The organism is Variovorax sp. P4_B10, from assembly GCF_056402375.1.
Window position 1 is genome coordinate 21,412 of sequence record NZ_JBFUHN010000027.1, and the last position, 16,233, is coordinate 37,644.

Below are 16,233 nucleotides of genomic sequence, written 5' to 3' on the forward strand. Positions count from 1 at the left end.
GGATCGACCGCCCAAATGCGCGCAGCGGGCGCCCTGACAGGCCTTCCTAACCAGCGTTCAATTGGTGCAATGACCTCCAAGTCAGAGTCGGAAGCATCGCTTGGAAGCTGGAATTCGCAGACGTACCAATCGAGCTCCTTTGCCGATCTCAAGACACGAGCTCCCGTATGACCCGGCGGGGGCGAGAGTGGCGCGATGCCGAAGTACTGGTAGCGCTCTCCAAGTTCTAAGGGTTCGTCGGGCGAAACTAGCCTGCCGCCTTCGTCGGTCGCGCTGAAGAAATTGCTTAGTGACTGAAACTGTGACAGAACATCCCGAACTGACTCCGCGACTTGCGATAGCGCTCCCCAGCCCCCCACATCCGCGAGCGGTACTCTTGGCGCTAGCGGCACAAAGCTCCTAGCTCGAAAACTCTCTGCAACGAGGTGGCGAACCCCTAAGCTTGTCTGCAACTGGATCTGACCGTCGACAGAATCCGCAAAGTCGAATTGCGGAAGCCTTAGAAGAAGCTGAGGGCCGCCATTCTTCTTTGAGATGAGGAATAGGCCACCCCTCAAAGTCGGCGTTGCGATCTTGGAGTCCGCCCCGGCCTTCGTTGGCGCTGGTGTGGGTGCGGACGCACGTGCAGGTGTCACGTCTAGCGCGGACGGCGGATGATATGACTCGCATCCCGGTTTTGCTCCGTAGCCGTAGTGCGCGAAGTGGGCGCTACGGTGCTCGCCAGCACGACGAAATACTGGCTTGTCGCATGTTGGGCACCTCAGGCCAAAGCTGAAGACAGCTTTGGCGGAAGCCTCGATTAGGCGGCCTACTTGATCCCGAGCCCAGTACACGGTGGCCTCAGGAACTGGGTGCTTTGACTCGCGAGGGGCGCATGATCCAACGCGTCGATGAACTGCTCAGCCTTCCATGACAGATATTCTGGTCGGCTGCCTGCTCGTGGTTTGACCCATCGTTCGATGGCCAACTGACTGATTTCCGCCACGGTCGGAAGATCGCCATAGCGAACCCGCACGTGGTCACCCCGTAAAAACTGGTTGGCGTTTGACGCAAGGGAACACAGAAAGACCTCGCGCTTCATTCCGTGCTGAATCAGATCAGGATCCAGACCGAGCCTGTTTAGGGCGCGTTTGATCAAGCGGATGCGCCAGTTGGGCCCCTGTCCAAAACTGAAGCTGTCGGCGTAGGGGTCGCCTAGCGAAGAGAGATAGCTGCGCAGATCTTCGAAGAGGTCATTCGAGATGTGAAAATGTCCCCAGCCGGATGTGTAGCCGATCGGCTCAAAGATCTTTCGCCCACCGAGAGTAAGCCTGTTGTAGACGGAGGATCGACCAAGTGCCGAACTAGTGGTCACCGCAACGAGTCGTGCCTTTTTCTGCTGATGGGATATGAGTCCGACGGTGTGGTGATACTTAGCATCGAATGCTTGGACCACCTCCTTGGATCGAACCAAGGATGCGACGAGCTTTCCCCCTAGCAGCATGCTGTATGGAGGTACTGCACCGAGCACATAGGCATCCATAAGATGCACTAAGGCTTCCTTTCTGCGCACGTGATCCCATTCGATGATCGTATCTCTAGCTTTCAGATTGAAGACTGCGTCGCCTAGAGCGATAAGGCCGATGAGCTTGTCGTTGTTGTCGTCCCAGACCAAGAAGCGTAAGCGTCGTCCGTAGCCTTCAGACACAGGAATTCGCCAGTTCATACTGGCAAAACGAAATAAGTCACCCTGCATGGAGCCACCTGGCGCAGCTTCAAGGCGTGGGGTTATGCGATCAACGTTGACATCTGTGCCAGACGCGAAATACGAAATAAGCTTCGGAGCGTTTGCAACTAGCCAAGCACTGTTCTCTTCAAGTTTCACCGCGCGCTGGTGGGCGTGAACCTGCCGATAGGTTTCCTTGTCCATAGATGGAGGAATGAGCATTCCGTCTGCTGCTCTCGTGAAACCGAGTTCCCGCAAATGAGCACGCAGCCGCCTTTTTAAGCGGGCCTCACGCGAGGAGATTGAAATCACGGCACCCATGTCAGTTCACCTCCGCGTAGGCGCCTGGCAGATCTCTGCTTAGCTCATAGGGAGTGAATACAGCGGTCTCCGAATCCACGTTAAATCCGAGAGATCTCGGATCAAGTAGGGACGGTATTGCCCAGAACGAGGTGGTCCGTGAGCCACGTTTCATCACCAAGGGAGCACGGGGGTCTTGCAGGGTCGACCAACCGGCAAGCTCAAGCAGTTGTCCGAGAGTGTTCAGTTCCAGTTGTTGACGGGAAGCGTCAAACGTTTTCGGCGGATTGCCGGTCTTGATGAACGAGATCAGATCGCTCGCAAGGTGCCGATCGAGCGAAGCGTGATGGAATCGATTCCCATAGTGACGGAGACATTTGTCGCAAGAACTCGTGCAATCACATTTCTGAACGATTTCATCTGCGACGTCCAAGATTCGTAGGAAAAATTTGCCAGCCAAGGTTGCGTACCCCGCACCACCGGAAAGGGTGTCGTAGAGGAACACGTCGGCGAAGTTGTCGGTACCGTGCCGCACGAATCGATATCCGGCGTTCACTTCACGAAGATCAATGTCAAGCACTCTGCTGGTAGCCAGGACTATCGCTTCGCACAGAGACTGCAGGCCATCCGCCATCGGCTGCCGCGCGCGTTTGTCAATCGGGTCAAAACGAAATGGCTTTGCGACTGGAACCCTAAACAGCAGCACATCGGACGAAAAAGCATATCCAAGAAATACACGATGCATCTCGCCGTTGCATTGTTGCGAAGGCGATGGCTCGCCGCGCTTCGTCTCAATGCGGTAGTCACGCTTGTGCGGACCTAGCGCCTGTCCGTCCAGCGATGTCTTTCCACACCGCGAGCACACGAGAAAACCACCTTCGTCACTACCGTTGTCCTCACCCTTATTCACCATCACCATCTGTTGGTTGTGCGCGGTCGCGAGTTGACCTTTGTGATGCACAGGTTCCCAAGTAAATGGAGCGTCCCCTTCGGGTAGAGGCAACTGGGCGGAGGTCGCTTGGGTGTACGTTTGTTCATCGTCGAACTCGTCTACCTCGCGCCCTCCCTCGGGGAAAACCACTTCTGGCTGGATGACTGTGACTGCTAGAAGCTGGCCAGTAAGGCATACAGGACAAGACTTCCCATCGGCACTGTCTTGCAGGAACCCAGACGTGAAAAGGCACGCGTTGCAGTGGACGTACAAACGGCGTCCTGCAAACAGACGCTCGGCGCGATTCACCAAAGTACTGGAGCCTCCTGATGCGACAGTACCAACGCGGTAGGTTTTCTTGTTCACGACGACTAGACGACCAGGTGCGTACTCTGACAGTGCGATGTTGAGGCCTTGCTGCGGTCGCTGAATGACAGGAACGCGACGCCGGCCTTCGCGGGGTGGATCTCCCTCAATCTGCAATGCGCAAAGATCCCGCGGAAACGCGTATGACGGCAGATGGCCGTGACTGAACAAGAACTCGATCAAATATTCATCGGCTTGGTCGAGTTCTTCCTCCGTTGAGGGGCGCTGTTCGTCGAGCGTTGCCAGCAGTTTTGCTGCAACCTCCTTCGGATCGATGGAAAGACCAGGTGGCACCCAATCCTTGATGTCGGTGAAGCATTGCTCGGCCGCGGCCGATGTATTGAGCCATCGCTCGAATGCCTTCAGGGAGAACGGACCGTCATTTGAATAAAAATCCCAGGTATCGCCGAGCATCGAGAAGATATCTCCGGTCGCAGGTGCTCCTCCGTGCGCGTGAAAGAAGGCTTGGATCAACTGAGCGCGCACGTGCCTTTGAATGATCTTAGAGTTCCTTGTGTCGACTCCTGGCATCGTGGGTTCGCCGGCAATGATTTGTTGTGGGTTCGAAAAATAATGATTGTCGTGAGGACTGTTCTGCGCGTATGTCAGCACCGTCGAGATCGCTGAACCTCGTCTTCCTGCGCGACCAGCACGCTGCTGATAGTTTTGGCGCAATGGTGGAATATTTCTGAGACCGACAGCAACAAGAGACCCGATATCGATGCCGACTTCCATGGTTGTCGTGCTCGAAAGAACGTCGATTGAAGAATCTCCGGGGCGAATCAAGATGTCTCGAAACCTGCGCTCGTACTCCTCCGTTGTAGTGCTGGGGTCGCTTACATCGCGATGCGAAAGTTGCGCTGTGTGTTCTTCCACTGTCAAGTTCAAGGGCGCGTCATCCGAGGAAAGGGCACGCGCAACGGGGTCGCGCCAAAAACTTTTTCGCGCGCGAAGATACGAGGTTTCATTGGGAAGAACCGGCGTAACCGCGGGAACCAGGCAGTTCGGGCAGTGGCCCCACAAAGACATCGGAGACACGGCGGTGCAAGCAAGGCATTGATACCAGGGCTTCTCCAGTGCCAATGTAAGTCGGACTCGACCGGGATTTATAAAAGATCTCTTTTGCTCGTCGTCGCTGCAGAGTGTGTCCGCAAACACTTTGACGAGAGCACTTGGTGCGATCCCTGAGCGCGCTGCGAGAAACGCAGTTTGCCTTGGCGTAAAGCCTCGACTTGTGGGGGCACTGATCGTGTAGCCGGCCGCTTGCTGCCGAATGCCCTGCCGAATACTGGGGTCGAACGCAAACTCGTTCGCAAGGCCTTGTAGCCATACGACTGCAAGCGATCGAAGTTCGGCGGAGTCCAGTTCTGGTATGGCTGACGTCAACGCCTGGAAAGCTCCCTTGGTGGGCTCGATATACGCCAACGTCAGCGAGTTCACTGAATAGAAGCGGGAGCCAAGCTGCCTGAGAAGTTGCGCAGAGAACCGAGGCGGTGGTCTTACTTCGAACTCGCTGAGAGCATCGTTCAAGTTCCCGTCGTGCCATTTTCGGTAGTCGCTCACGCCAGTTTGAAGCGCATGGCGATCCTGCCCATCGAATAATTGCAGACCGGTGCGGGATAGAACGTCGAGAAACGCAATATAGATTCGTCGACTCAGAACCGGTTCGTGCTTTAGCCGTTCAAGCGTTTGCACAGCCATTAGCAGCAACTGACGAAAAACGTCGTGTTCGATCTCGCGAGGTATGTCACGAGCGAGGCGCGCTGCCTTCTGGCGGCCATCCGAGAAGAGCAATGATTTTCTTCCTCCGTTAGGCGATCGATCGCTCTTAACGCGAGTCGACGGTTGGAGTGCTACCTGTTCACGCACTAAGTGTGCAAACGGAGCCTCGCCCTTTGTGGCGAGATCCATGATTTTTGACAGTCCTTGCCAAGATCGAACGCAGACCGGGCACTCCTTGTTGAAGGAAAGGATGAAACGGCCGCGTTCTTGTACCGTTGAATCTGGCCTAAGTACGGCCAGATATTGATCAGCGTTCTCTGCCGTTGGCGCGGATCCGACCAAACGCCCAGTTCCCTTGTGGAGCCAACACCGCAACCCTGTAACAGCTTTGCCCGGGCGAGACGATCGCCGGTCAGGCTCCACCAACAGATGGACTTCCATCAACTGAAGGTCGCTCCAGAGACCGCTCGAACGTTCGTGCCAAAGGAAATCCCCCTGATCACCGGCTATGAAGCCACGGATGAACGCGGCTCCACAGTCGCGGTGAGTGAGAAGCTCGTAGACGCGCGATCCACATTCGCATCGGAGTTTCGGTAGCGAAAAGAGGCGGCCCAGAACGCCTTTCTTGTCAACTTGAACTCGTTCTGTGCAGGTCGGATTGACGCACGCATATAAGCCGGGGAGGCCTCGGAAAAATAGGTGTGAACGGACTGGCGCAAAGACTCGACCGCTCTTGTTGTCCCTAGCAAATGACATGAGCGCTAACAGCGCCTCCATCGACCTGTCGGGATGTTTAGCTACGGGAAACACCAGCCTTGCCACCTGATTCAATTGCTCGGGCTTCGCCGTAATCAGGTTTGCGGCTAGCGCCGCCGGACCAAACGATTCAATCCAGCGGGATACAGCACCCTGCAGTTCTGCTTGGGTGAATGGGCCAGCGGTCAAGTCGACATTAAATGCCGCCAGAAGATCTCTGACCGATGCTTCAGCCTCTTTAGGTGCCTCATGCAAACTGTGAAGTGTTCCGAAGTCGAAGGCTTCTAGCAGTGCAGATTCTTCTGAGGTTGCGAGCCGAGCGCCGATCTTCTTCTCAGGCGTCCCGGTGATTAGCGTGAACCCGCGTGTAGTGCTTTCAAGGCCGGTCAGATCTGCGGCAAATTTCTTGATCTTCCTAGCGGCTTCATCACCAGAGCCTAAGCTTGCGCTGGTCAGGATGTAGCGGATGCGGTGACGGTCCACACCAAGTCGAGAGTGCAGGCGTCTGAGCAAGTAAGCAACTTCAGCGCCGCCAGAACCCCGATACATGTGGGCTTCGTCGAGGACTACTGTGAAATAGTTCTTTGGATCGCGATGCAGCCATTTGGCTGTCTGTTCGAACATAGATCGCTCGATCGGGCGAAGCAACATGTACTCAAGCATTGAGTAGTTGGTGACAAGAAGATCGGGGCAGGCGCGTTGCATTTCCTGACGAGAGAACAGCTCTGCGTCATTAACGTCCGTCTTGAATAGCGATTCCGAGTACAGATCGATATCTTTTGCCGGCCACTTTCCTTCCGCCTTTAAAAGTGCGCGTGCTTCCGCACTGAGGCCGTGAAAGAGGTGAGCTAGCAGAGTGCCGATCCGTTCTCGATCTTTCGCAGGCGTGTTGAGCCCCGGATACGGAGTTCGGCTTGTGTACATGCCAAACGTAGCATTTCGTCCGCCGCTTTTCCTCAAATTTTCGGCAATCTCTTCGTCGCCGAATAGCCGTCGCAGTCGCGCGAGCTGATCGTTGACGAGTGCGTTCATCGGATAGAGCAGTAGCGCCCGCATTCCTGGCGATTCCCAGGAGGAAGGTCTGGCCGAAGACTCGATCGCGAGAGAGCCGAGTATCGGCATCAGAAAGCTCTCTGTTTTCCCGGAGCCGGTGCCTGTTGCAACGATGATTTCTTCCCCTCGACCAAGCGTCGCTTCGAGCGCAAGGGTCTGGTGGGTATAGGGCTCCGAATAGATCCCAGTTCCCTTCCGCGTGCAAGCCAGTCGCAAAATTTGCTTTGCAGCTTCCGGAATCTCTAGATGATCGAATCCTTTGACAGACGTGTAGAACGGCGTTGCTTCGAGATGTGGCTCTTGAAACGTCACTCCGGAACGGTTCAGCAATCGCTGCCGTTCAAGAATGAGCCCCTCATCCCATATGTGATATTGAGCTTCAAGGTACTGATGGAACGTCTTTTTGAGACCTTCAAAAACGTTCTTGGCTGAATAGACTTTGGAATCGTTCATGTCTTTGATGTGATGTCGGCGCCCAGCATCCTGAGGTGCTTTCGAAGTACGCTGCTAGCCGTCTTGCTCACAAGGTACGTCCGCCCCGGTTTTTGGCGATCTCTTCGGGCCAGCGCGAGCAGCAACCGCCGTTCAGGACGTGGCAGCATCATTGGAAAGTGATAGAAGTCTGCTTCCCGCGTAGAAATCACGGCTATGGAGAGTTTGCGATTTGCAGCAGTTGCGAGTCCGAACTGGAGACGCGCCTCGTCTATCGCATGGTTGCTTTCGGCAACGAGGCGTTGCTGCTCGAACTTGCCAAAGAAGTATTTAAACGCTGTTACGGCTATTCGCTCGCGGCAGAAAATCAGGCCGCCCGTTTGCACCAGAGCTTTGCTGCGATCACGACCCCAGTTCGGCGTCGTGAACCCAGTCATTGATGTCTTAACGCCGAAGAACTCTAGGTCGCCATTAGCGATGGTCGGCGCAAGCGATGCGTGGCCTTGGTCGAGTTGCGCTTGCACATATGCACTCGCCGACGGTGGGGTTGAACCAAGCCATTGCGACAGGTTTTGGTGGGGCAGTTCCTTGGCCTCATCCTCAGAGATCAGCCGGCCGTAGCCCGTCCTATGCACAGAAGGAAAATGCCGGGCAATCTCTCGAGTTGGCGATACCGATATGAGAAGCTTGATGTTGTCGGCATCGATGACCCTAGTAGGCGTGGCAAACCAGTAGCCGTGCCCTAGATGCTGCGCTTCTCTCATCAGAGAAAGTACGTGCATTGCAACCTTCAAACTGCTGGCCGCGCCGGCGCGCTCGAACGCGTGGCGCATTCGCTGGATATGCACCTCTTGTCCTTGCGTTGGCGTCTCGTAGGCTAAGAGCGCCAAATGCCCGCGGGCAAGTTCAATAGGATCGATCTCTGAGCTGACCATGGGGACTCTTGCGACATCGAGTGCAAGGTCTTCTGCGTTCGCCATGTCAGTTCCAATCCCGGCTTGCCTGAACGCGATCTCGTGCTCGCCCGCGGATGAGTGCGGGAGCGATGTCTTGTGTCAGGACGGCGTCAGGCATGTGGATGTGTAACAGATGTGCACTATCGTTGGCCAAGTTTTTTCGGTTTTTTCGGCCCCAAGCATTTGTTCATTGCGAGCGAAGGCAGGTCGAATACGTCTTCAATCTGCTCTAGTGCTAGACATCCATTGCGGCTCAACGATGTAGCCAAAGCGGTCGACGCGCTCGAAGCTACAGAGTGGAAGGCTGGGCACGATGCCATGGATGAGCAAAGGGGCTGCCGTCCTGGCCCCGTCAACATATCAGCGTGGTGCGCCATCCGATGCCCGGGCCTTCCACGAGATTCTTGTCTCCTGACGTTCCAGCGCGGGTCTTGCTTCAGAAATAGCGCTTTCTGAACGAAAGCACAAAGCATCGAGATTGCTTCGGGCTCGGTGGGTTGCTTTTTTTGAAGTGCGATGGCCACAGGGTCAACACACAGAGCACTATTTCGTGGCCCAAATGCAAAAGCCCGCTATCTTTTGGATAGCGGGCTTTTGGCTTATTGGTGCCGGAGAGATGAATCGAACACCCGACCTTCTCATTACGAATGAGCTGCTCTACCGACTGAGCTACACCGGCGAAGCCTCAGATTATAACCACTCCATCAGGCCTTTTCGGCGTGGTACTGGGTCAAACGCTCAACTTCGTTACGCGAACCCAACATCACGCTCACCCGCTCGTGCAGCTTGGTGGGCTTCAGGTCCAGGATGCGCTGCTTGCCGTTGGTGGCCGCGCCGCCGGCCTGCTCGACCAGCCAGCTCATCGGGTTGGCCTCGTACATCAGCCGCAGCTTGCCGGCCTTTTCGGGCTCGCGCTTGTCCCACGGGTACATGAACACGCCGCCGCGCATCAGGATGCGGTGCACGTCGGCCACCATGCTGGCAATCCAGCGCATGTTGAAGTCCTTGCCGCGCGGGCCTTCCTTGCCGGCCAGGCATTCGTCGATGTAGCGCTTCATGGGCTCGTCCCAGTGGCGCATGTTGCTCATGTTGATCGCAAATTCCTTGGTATCGGCCGGAATCTGGATGTCTTCCTGCGTCAGCACGAAGCTGCCTTGCTCGCGGTCGAGCGTGAACATGGCCACGCCGTTGCCCACGGTGAGCACCAGGGTGGTCTGCGGACCGTAGATGCAGTAGCCGGCGGCCACCTGCTGGGTGCCGGGCTGCAGAAAGTCGCCTTCCTGCACGCCGGGGTGGTCGTCGGGCTTCTTCAGCACGCTGAAGATGGTGCCGATGCTCACGTTCACGTCGATGTTGCTGCTGCCGTCGAGCGGGTCGAACATGAGCAGGTATTCGCCTTGCGGGTAGCGGTTGGGCACCACGTAGATGCTGTCCATTTCCTCGCTGRCCATGGCCGCGAGGTGGCCGCCCCATTCGTTGGCCTCGATGAGCACTTCGTTGGCAATGATGTCCAGCTTCTTCTGGATCTCGCCCTGCACGTTCTCGCTCTCGGCCGTGCCGAGCACGCCGCCCAGCGCGCCCTTGTTGACGGCCTGGCTGATGCTCTTGCAGGCGCGGGCCACCACTTCGAGCAGCAGGCGCAGTTGGCCGGGAATGAGGCCGTCGGCGCGCTGTTGTTCGACGAGGTAGCGGGTGAGGGAGATCTTTTGTTGAGCCATGGGGTCTGTGCTTCCTGTGTTGGGTTCGATTCGTGTGATTCGAAGTTGTGGTGGTTTGCCGGGCGTCAGTCAGTCGGCGTTGTCTTCGGGCCAGGGGGCGCCGAGGTCGTAGGCAATGCGCGTCGCAACGTCGGCGGTGGCCCTGGGCAGCCCCTCGTGCAGCAGCTTGCCCTGGTCTGCCAGCCAAAGCGCGCGGCGGGTGCTGCGCTGTGTATTGGCGTCCTTGCCGCGCAGCTCTTGCTTCAGCGAAGGGCCGACGAGGTCTGCGAGGCTCACGGCCGAGCGGTACGCATACACGTGCCACAGCGTTCGCTTGTCGGGGGAGCCGATGCGCACGTTGGCGCGCACCACGGCTTCGTCCTCGTCGTCGGAAACATTGGCCCAGCCTTCGACCACGGTCTGCGCACTGTCGGGGTTCAGCGGGCTGCCCCTGAACATGCTGGTGGCGGGCTCGCGGTACGTGGCGTCGCGGTAGTTGGGGCTGGTGCGCAATGCCTTCTCGAGGCGGGTGCTGAGCTGGGGTGCCAGCGTGTAATTGCCCACCACGGCCAGGTAGAGGGCCGATCGCGACTGGATCTCTTGTTGCGCCGAGGCCTGGTAGCTCTGGTTGGCGGCACCGGTCGCGCCGCCGAGCGCCATGGCGCCGAGGATGCCCACGCCGGGAATCGCCGACATGCCGGCACCGATGATGCGCATGCGTTTGGAGCCGGCGTCGGGGTCGCTCTCCACCTCGACGCCGATGCCGGGCACGACCACCTGCACGGTCGAGCCGGGCAGGGTGGCCAGCTGCGAGGTTTTGATCCACGGCTGGCGTGAGCTGCTGCCGCCGCCCGCGCAGCCGGCGATCGCCACGCAGAGCATCACCGCCGCCACCGCGAGGGTCGGCCGGGGCAGCAGCGCAGGCCGCTTCTTCGGGTGTCGTTCAGTTGCCGGCCAGCGCACGCGTTACCACCTCATGCGTGTCCTTGCTCAGGTCGGGCTTGGCGGCCACTCGGGCAATCGCTTCGCGCGCGGCGCTGCGGTACGGCTCGGCCAGCTTGCTCCAGCGGTCGAGCGCGCGGGCGAGGCGGGCGGCCACCTGGGGGTTGATGGCGTCGAGCTCGATCACGCGGTCGCTCCAGAACACATAGCCGGCCGCGTCGGGGCGGTGGAATGCGCCGGGGTTCGCGCTGCAATAGCTGAAGATCACGCTGCGCGCGCGGTTCGGGTTCTTGAGCGAGAAGTCGGGGTGCTTCATCAGCTGCTTCACCAGCGGCAGCACGTCGCCGCCGCGGTCGCTGGCGCCGGCCTGCAGCGAGAACCACTTGTCGATGACCAGCGCCTCGTCCTTGAAGATGGCGTGGAAGCGCGCAAGCGCATGGGCTGCGAGGGTGTGGCCCGACGACACGAGCGCGTTGAGCGCGTTGAAGCGGTCGGTCATGTTGCCTGCGTCTTTAAAGCGCTGCAGCGTCTTGCCGGGCCACACGACGTCGCCGGTGTTGCGCGCCGCCAGGCACAGGAAGTTGAGCGCCATGCCGGCCAGCGCGCGGCGGCCCGACGAGGTCGGGTCGGGGCTGTAGGCGCCGGTGTCGTGGTTCTCTTCGTAGGCCCATTGCCAGTCGGCAAAGAGGGCGGTGGCCAGCTGGGCGCGCATGGCTTCGCGTACCAGGTGCACGCGCTGCGGGTCGACCACGTCGAGCTGTTCGGCAATGTAGGTTTCCGACGGCAGCGTGAGCACCAGCTCCTTGAAGGCGGCGTCGAGCTGCGGGTTGCGCAGCACGCTGCGCATGGCGTCGATATACGCGTCGTTCAGCACCGGGGTGGTGTCGGTGGCCAGCGCGGCAATGCCTTGCACCGCGGCGCGCAGGCCCAGGCGCTGGCCGGCTTCCCAGCGGTTGAACGGGTCGGGGTCGTTGGCCAGCAGGGTGAGCAGCTGGGCGTCGGTGTACGCGAAGTCGAGGATCACCGGCGCGCTGAAGCCGCGCAAGATGGAAGGCACAGGCTCGGCGTCGAGGCCCACGAAGGTGAGCTGCTCGCCGGCGCGCGAGAGCACCACGGTGCGGGTGCCGCGGGTCACTTCGCTTTCGCCGTCGAGCTGCAGCGGCAGTTCGCGGCCGCCGGCATCGAGCAGGCCGATGTTCAGCGGAATGACGAAGGGTTCCTTGGTCGGCTGGCCCGGGGTGGGCGGGCAGCTTTGCACCACGCTCAGGGTGTAGCTGCGGTTCTGCGCGTCGTACACGCCGTGCGCGGCCAGGCGGGGCGTGCCGGCCTGGCTGTACCAGCGCTTGAACTGGGGCAGCAGGCGGGCCAGTTCCGAATCGGGGTTGGCGTCGGCAATGGCCTGGGCAAAGTCGTCGCAGGTCACGGCGTGGCCGTCGTGGCGTTCGAAGTAAAGGGTAATGCCCTTCTCGAAGCCCTTGCGGCCGACCAGCGTCTGCATCATGCGCACCACCTCGGCACCCTTTTCGTAGATGGTGACGGTGTAGAAGTTGCTGATCTCGATGTAGCTGTCGGGCCGCACCGGGTGGGCCATGGGGCCCGCGTCTTCGGGGAACTGGGCGGTGCGCAGCACGCGCACGTCTTCGATGCGCTTCACGGCGCGGGCCGAGGCGTCGGCGCACAGGTCCTGGCTGAACTCCTGGTCGCGGAAGACGGTGAGGCCTTCTTTCAGCGAGAGCTGGAACCAGTCGCGGCAGGTGACGCGGTCGCCGGTCCAGTTGTGGAAGTACTCGTGGCCGACCACGCTTTCGATGTTGCTGTAGTCGGCGTCGGTGGCGGTGGCCTGGTTGGCCAGGACGTACTTCGTGTTGAAGATGTTCAGGCCCTTGTTTTCCATGGCGCCCATGTTGAAGTCGCTGGTGGCGACGATCATGAAGCGGTCGAGGTCCAGCGGCAGGCCGAAGCGGGCTTCGTCCCACAGCACCGAGTTGATGAGCGAGTTCATCGCGTGCTCGGTCTTGTCGAGGTCGCCGGCGCGCACGTACACCTGCAGCAGGTGTTCCTTGCCGCTGCGCGCGGTGATGCGCTGCTCGCGCGCCACCAGCTTGCCGGCCACCAGGGCGAACAGGTAGCTGGGCTTCCTGAAGGGGTCGACCCACTTGGCGAAGTGGCGGCCTTCGGGCAGGTCGCCCTGCTCGACGAGGTTGCCGTTCGACAGCAGCACCGGGTAGGCGGCCTTGGCGGCGCGCAGCGTAACGGTGTACATCGCCATCACGTCCGGACGGTCGAGAAAATAGGTAATGCGGCGGAAGCCCTCGGCCTCGCACTGCGTGAAGAAGGTGTCTTCGCTCACGAACAGGCCCATCAGCTTGGTGTTCTTGATGGGGCAGCAGGTGGTGAAGATCTCGAGCTCGAAGTCGCCTTCCTCGGCGAACGGCAGGCCGTCGATGACGAGCTGGTCGCCTTCCATGCGGAACGAGGCGCCCTGGCCGTTGACGAGCACGCGCGCCAGGTTGAGCTCGTCGCCGTCCAGGCGCAGCGGCTGGATGGGCGCCTCGGGGTTGCGGCGCAGCCGCATGCGGTTGAGCACGCGGGTCTTGGTGGGGTCGAGGTCGAAGGTCAGGTCGACGGTGTCGATCCAGTAGCCTGGAGCGGCATAGTCTTCGCGGCGAATGGCAATCGGTTGCCCTTGGGCGTCACGCAACATCATCGAGTGTCTCCAGAAAATTCGAATGGGCGAGTTCGTTGTAGTCACGAACCGCGGCAATGACATGGGGGCCGGCAAGCTCGGCGGCGGTATGGGTGCTGCACACGGCCACGGCACGCATGCCGCCGCGGCGGGCGGCTTCGATGCCGAAGGGCGCGTCTTCGAAGACGATGCAGCGCTCGGGCGCAATGCCGATGCGGCGTGCGGCCTCGAGAAAGATGGCGGGCGTGGGCTTGCCGCTGAAGCCTTCGTCGCCACCGACGATGGCGAGCGGCAGCGGGTCCATCTTCAGGCGCGACATGGCGAACTCGATGTTGCCCTTGTCGCCCGCCGTGCCCACCGCCACCTTGAGGCCGCGTGCAACGGCGGCCTTGGCAAAGGCGCTGAAGCCAGCGACTTCGGTGAAGTTGTCGCTGAACATGGCGCGGTAGATCTCTTCTTTCTCGTGCACCAGGGCCTGGCACTCTGCGTCGGAAAGCTCGCGCTCGAAAAGCTCGCGCATGCACTCGGTGCCGGTGCGGCCCGTGGTGCGCGCGAGGATGTCGCTCACGTCGAGCTTCAGGCCGTGGCGCTCGACAAACTCCACCCACGAGCGCGCATGCCAGGGCATGGAGTCGATCATGGTGCCGTCCATGTCGAAGATGAAGGCTTCGACCTTGCCAGTCTTCAGGCTCGTCAGGCTCATCGGGTTACACGCCCTGCTTCAGGGAGGCTTCGATGAACACATCGAGGTCGCCGTCGAGCACCTTCTGCGTGGCCGAGACTTCGACGTTGGTGCGCAGGTCCTTGATGCGGCTGTTGTCCAGCACGTAGCTGCGGATCTGGTGGCCCCAGCCCACGTCGGTCTTGCTGTCTTCGAGCTTCTGCTGCTCTTCCTGGCGCTTGCGCATCTCGTGGTCGTACAGGCGCGAGCGCAGGCGCTTCCACGCCACGTCGCGGTTGCTGTGCTGGCTGCGGCCGTCCTGGCACTGCACCACGATGCCGGTCGGGATGTGCGTCAGGCGCACGGCCGAGTCGGTCTTGTTGATGTGCTGGCCGCCCGCGCCGCTGGCGCGGAAGGTGTCGGTGCGCACGTCGGAAGGGTTGATGTCGATCTCGATGGAGTCGTCGATCTCCGGGTACACGAAGATGCTGGCAAAGCTGGTGTGGCGGCCGCCCGACGAGTCGAACGGCGACTTGCGCACCAGGCGGTGCACGCCGGTCTCGGTGCGCAGCAGGCCGAAGGCGTAGTCGCCCTCGACCTTGATGGTCGCGCCCTTGATGCCGGCGGTGTCGCCAGGGGTTTCGTCTTCGATCTGCGTCTTGAAGCCCTTGCGCTCGGCGTACTTCAGGTACTGGCGCAGCAGCATGCTGGCCCAGTCGCAGGCCTCGGTGCCGCCGGCGCCGGCCTGGATGTCGACGAAGGCGTTGAGAGGGTCGGCCGGGTTGTTGAACATCCGGCGGAATTCGAGCTGCTTGATGTCGGCTTCGAGCGTGGCGGCGTCATCGGCGATGGACTGCAAGCCGTCCATGTCGCCGTCGGCCTTCGACATCTCGAAGAGCTCGCTGTTGTCCGAGAGCCCGTTGGTGAGCCGGTCGAGCGTGACGACCACGTCGTCGAGCGACTTCTTTTCCTTGCCCAGTTCCTGGGCCTTCTTGGGGTCGTTCCAGACGTTGGGGTCTTCGAGCGATGCGTTGACCGTCCTCAGGCGTTCGGCTTTGGCATCGTAGTCAAAGATACCTCCGTAAATCGACCGTACGGATGCTCAGGTCTGCGAGCATTGCGCCGATTTGGTTGATCTGTTCTGCGTCCATGGGGTGTCCTGACTGTGTAGGGTTGGTGTTCGGGGGAACCGGGCATTTTCTCACGGGTGGAAAAGAGCCCCCCAGGCGGTGTTATTCGATCAGAAAGTCGACGCTGATCGTGGCCGTGACGCTGATCTGGCCGACCGAGAGATCGCCGTCCGCGCCGTCGGCCTGGCCCTCGGAACGGGGGGCGGACTGCATCACGTTCTGTTGCATCAGGCCCTGGTCGCCCCGGTAGCGGCCGCTCCAGCCGCCCCAGTTCCAGCCCGTGTTCTCGCTGATGCGCATGGCCTTGCCGCGCTTGACGCCCAGCTGGGAGGTCAGCGCATCGGCCTTTTCGCGCGCGGCCACCACGGCCAGCTCGCGGGCCTTGTCGCGGTGCTTGCGCATGTCGGAGTTGCGGAATTCGATGTTCTCGACCTGGTTGACGCCCACGCCGTAGAGCTCGGTCAGCAGGGGCTCGAAGCTGTCGAGCCGGGTGATCTTGATGCCGATGCTCTTGTGGGCGCGGTAGGCCACGGGGGTGATGCGGCTGACGTTGGTGTCGTAGTCGGGCTCGACCTGGATGTAGTTGAGCTGCACGCTCTTGTCGGGCACGCCGTGGCGCTTGATCACCGCCAGGGCCTTGGCAATGCGCTCGCTGTTGTCGCGCGTGGCCGCCTGCAGGTTCTTGTCGCGGCTGTCGACGCCGATGGTCAGGAACACCTCGTCGGGCGCCACGCGAACGGCGGCCGAGCCGGTCACGCTGATCTGGCCGGGCGTCGGGCTGATTTCCGTGAGTCGCTGGGCCGAGGCTGCGGTGGCGGCGCCAAGCAGCGCCAGCGAGGCCAGGCCGGCAGTAAGGCCGTGTCGGGAAAACATGTTGCGTACCCTTCAGAATTTGA

General features: G+C 60.3%; 9 protein-coding genes, 1 tRNA gene and 1 pseudogene. All 11 read right to left on the reverse strand.

Translation table 11 applies throughout. The annotated features are described in order from the left end of the window. Nucleotides 1-698 precede the first annotated feature (698 nt). Nucleotides 699-833, reverse strand: a pseudogene (locus tag AC1DXX_RS14525) (hypothetical protein); the annotation flags it as partial. Beyond that, nucleotides 809-2,026 (reverse strand): Druantia anti-phage system protein DruA, encoded by a 1,218-nt coding sequence (locus AC1DXX_RS14530; RefSeq protein WP_478134906.1) that lies wholly within the window; start codon nucleotides 2,024-2,026, stop codon nucleotides 809-811. The pseudogene AC1DXX_RS14525 and the gene AC1DXX_RS14530, both read right to left, overlap by 25 nt. A 1-nt stretch (nucleotide 2,027) precedes the next feature. Further along, nucleotides 2,028-7,286, reverse strand: coding sequence for a DEAD/DEAH box helicase (locus AC1DXX_RS14535; protein WP_478134907.1), 5,259 nt, complete (start codon nucleotides 7,284-7,286; stop codon nucleotides 2,028-2,030). Further along, entirely contained in the window at nucleotides 7,283-8,245 is a 963-nt protein-coding gene (locus tag AC1DXX_RS14540; protein ID WP_478134908.1) for a hypothetical protein, read from the reverse strand. The genes AC1DXX_RS14535 and AC1DXX_RS14540 overlap by 4 nt, the downstream gene beginning before the upstream one ends. Nucleotides 8,246-8,824: 579 nt before the next feature. Next, nucleotides 8,825-8,900 (reverse strand) — tRNA-Thr (locus AC1DXX_RS14545). A gap of 25 nt (nucleotides 8,901-8,925) precedes the next feature. Further along, a complete protein-coding gene (locus AC1DXX_RS14550) occupies nucleotides 8,926-9,939 on the reverse strand; it encodes a class 1 fructose-bisphosphatase (protein ID WP_478134909.1) in 1,014 nt (337 codons plus the stop codon). A gap of 69 nt (nucleotides 9,940-10,008) precedes the next feature. Continuing rightward, on the reverse strand, nucleotides 10,009-10,881 hold the full coding sequence (locus AC1DXX_RS14555) for a hypothetical protein (RefSeq protein WP_478134910.1): 873 nt from the start codon (nucleotides 10,879-10,881) through the stop codon (nucleotides 10,009-10,011). Further along, complete coding sequence (pepN, locus tag AC1DXX_RS14560) at nucleotides 10,862-13,567, reverse strand: aminopeptidase N (protein WP_478134911.1); 2,706 nt, start codon at nucleotides 13,565-13,567, stop codon at nucleotides 10,862-10,864. The genes AC1DXX_RS14555 and pepN overlap by 20 nt, the downstream gene beginning before the upstream one ends. Continuing rightward, a complete protein-coding gene (locus tag AC1DXX_RS14565) occupies nucleotides 13,554-14,249 on the reverse strand; it encodes an HAD family hydrolase (RefSeq protein WP_478134912.1) in 696 nt (231 codons plus the stop codon). The genes pepN and AC1DXX_RS14565 overlap by 14 nt, the downstream gene beginning before the upstream one ends. A gap of 4 nt (nucleotides 14,250-14,253) precedes the next feature. Next, nucleotides 14,254-15,358, reverse strand: a protein-coding gene (prfB, locus tag AC1DXX_RS14570; protein WP_478134913.1) for a peptide chain release factor 2 whose coding sequence is annotated in 2 segments (ribosomal slippage) — nucleotides 14,254-15,276 and nucleotides 15,278-15,358 — 1,104 coding nt in all. Because the reading frame shifts where the segments join, the coding sequence is not laid out codon by codon here. A gap of 81 nt (nucleotides 15,359-15,439) precedes the next feature. Beyond that, on the reverse strand, nucleotides 15,440-16,210 hold the full coding sequence (locus AC1DXX_RS14575; RefSeq protein ID WP_478134914.1) for an SIMPL domain-containing protein: 771 nt from the start codon (nucleotides 16,208-16,210) through the stop codon (nucleotides 15,440-15,442). Between the last annotated feature and the right edge of the window lie 23 nt (nucleotides 16,211-16,233).

Excerpts from the sequence above, each read along its gene's own strand:
- AC1DXX_RS14575 (WP_478134914.1), bottom strand. The coding sequence starts at position 16,210 with ATGTTTTCCCGACACGGCCTTACTGCCGGCCTGGCCTCGCTGGCGCTG.
- AC1DXX_RS14530 (WP_478134906.1), bottom strand. The coding sequence starts at position 2,026 with ATGGGTGCCGTGATTTCAATCTCCTCGCGTGAGGCCCGCTTAAAAAGG.
- AC1DXX_RS14565 (WP_478134912.1), bottom strand. The coding sequence starts at position 14,249 with ATGAGCCTGACGAGCCTGAAGACTGGCAAGGTCGAAGCCTTCATCTTC.
- AC1DXX_RS14535 (WP_478134907.1), bottom strand. The coding sequence starts at position 7,286 with ATGAACGATTCCAAAGTCTATTCAGCCAAGAACGTTTTTGAAGGTCTC.
- AC1DXX_RS14540 (WP_478134908.1), bottom strand. The coding sequence starts at position 8,245 with ATGGCGAACGCAGAAGACCTTGCACTCGATGTCGCAAGAGTCCCCATG.
- pepN (WP_478134911.1), bottom strand. The coding sequence starts at position 13,567 with ATGATGTTGCGTGACGCCCAAGGGCAACCGATTGCCATTCGCCGCGAA.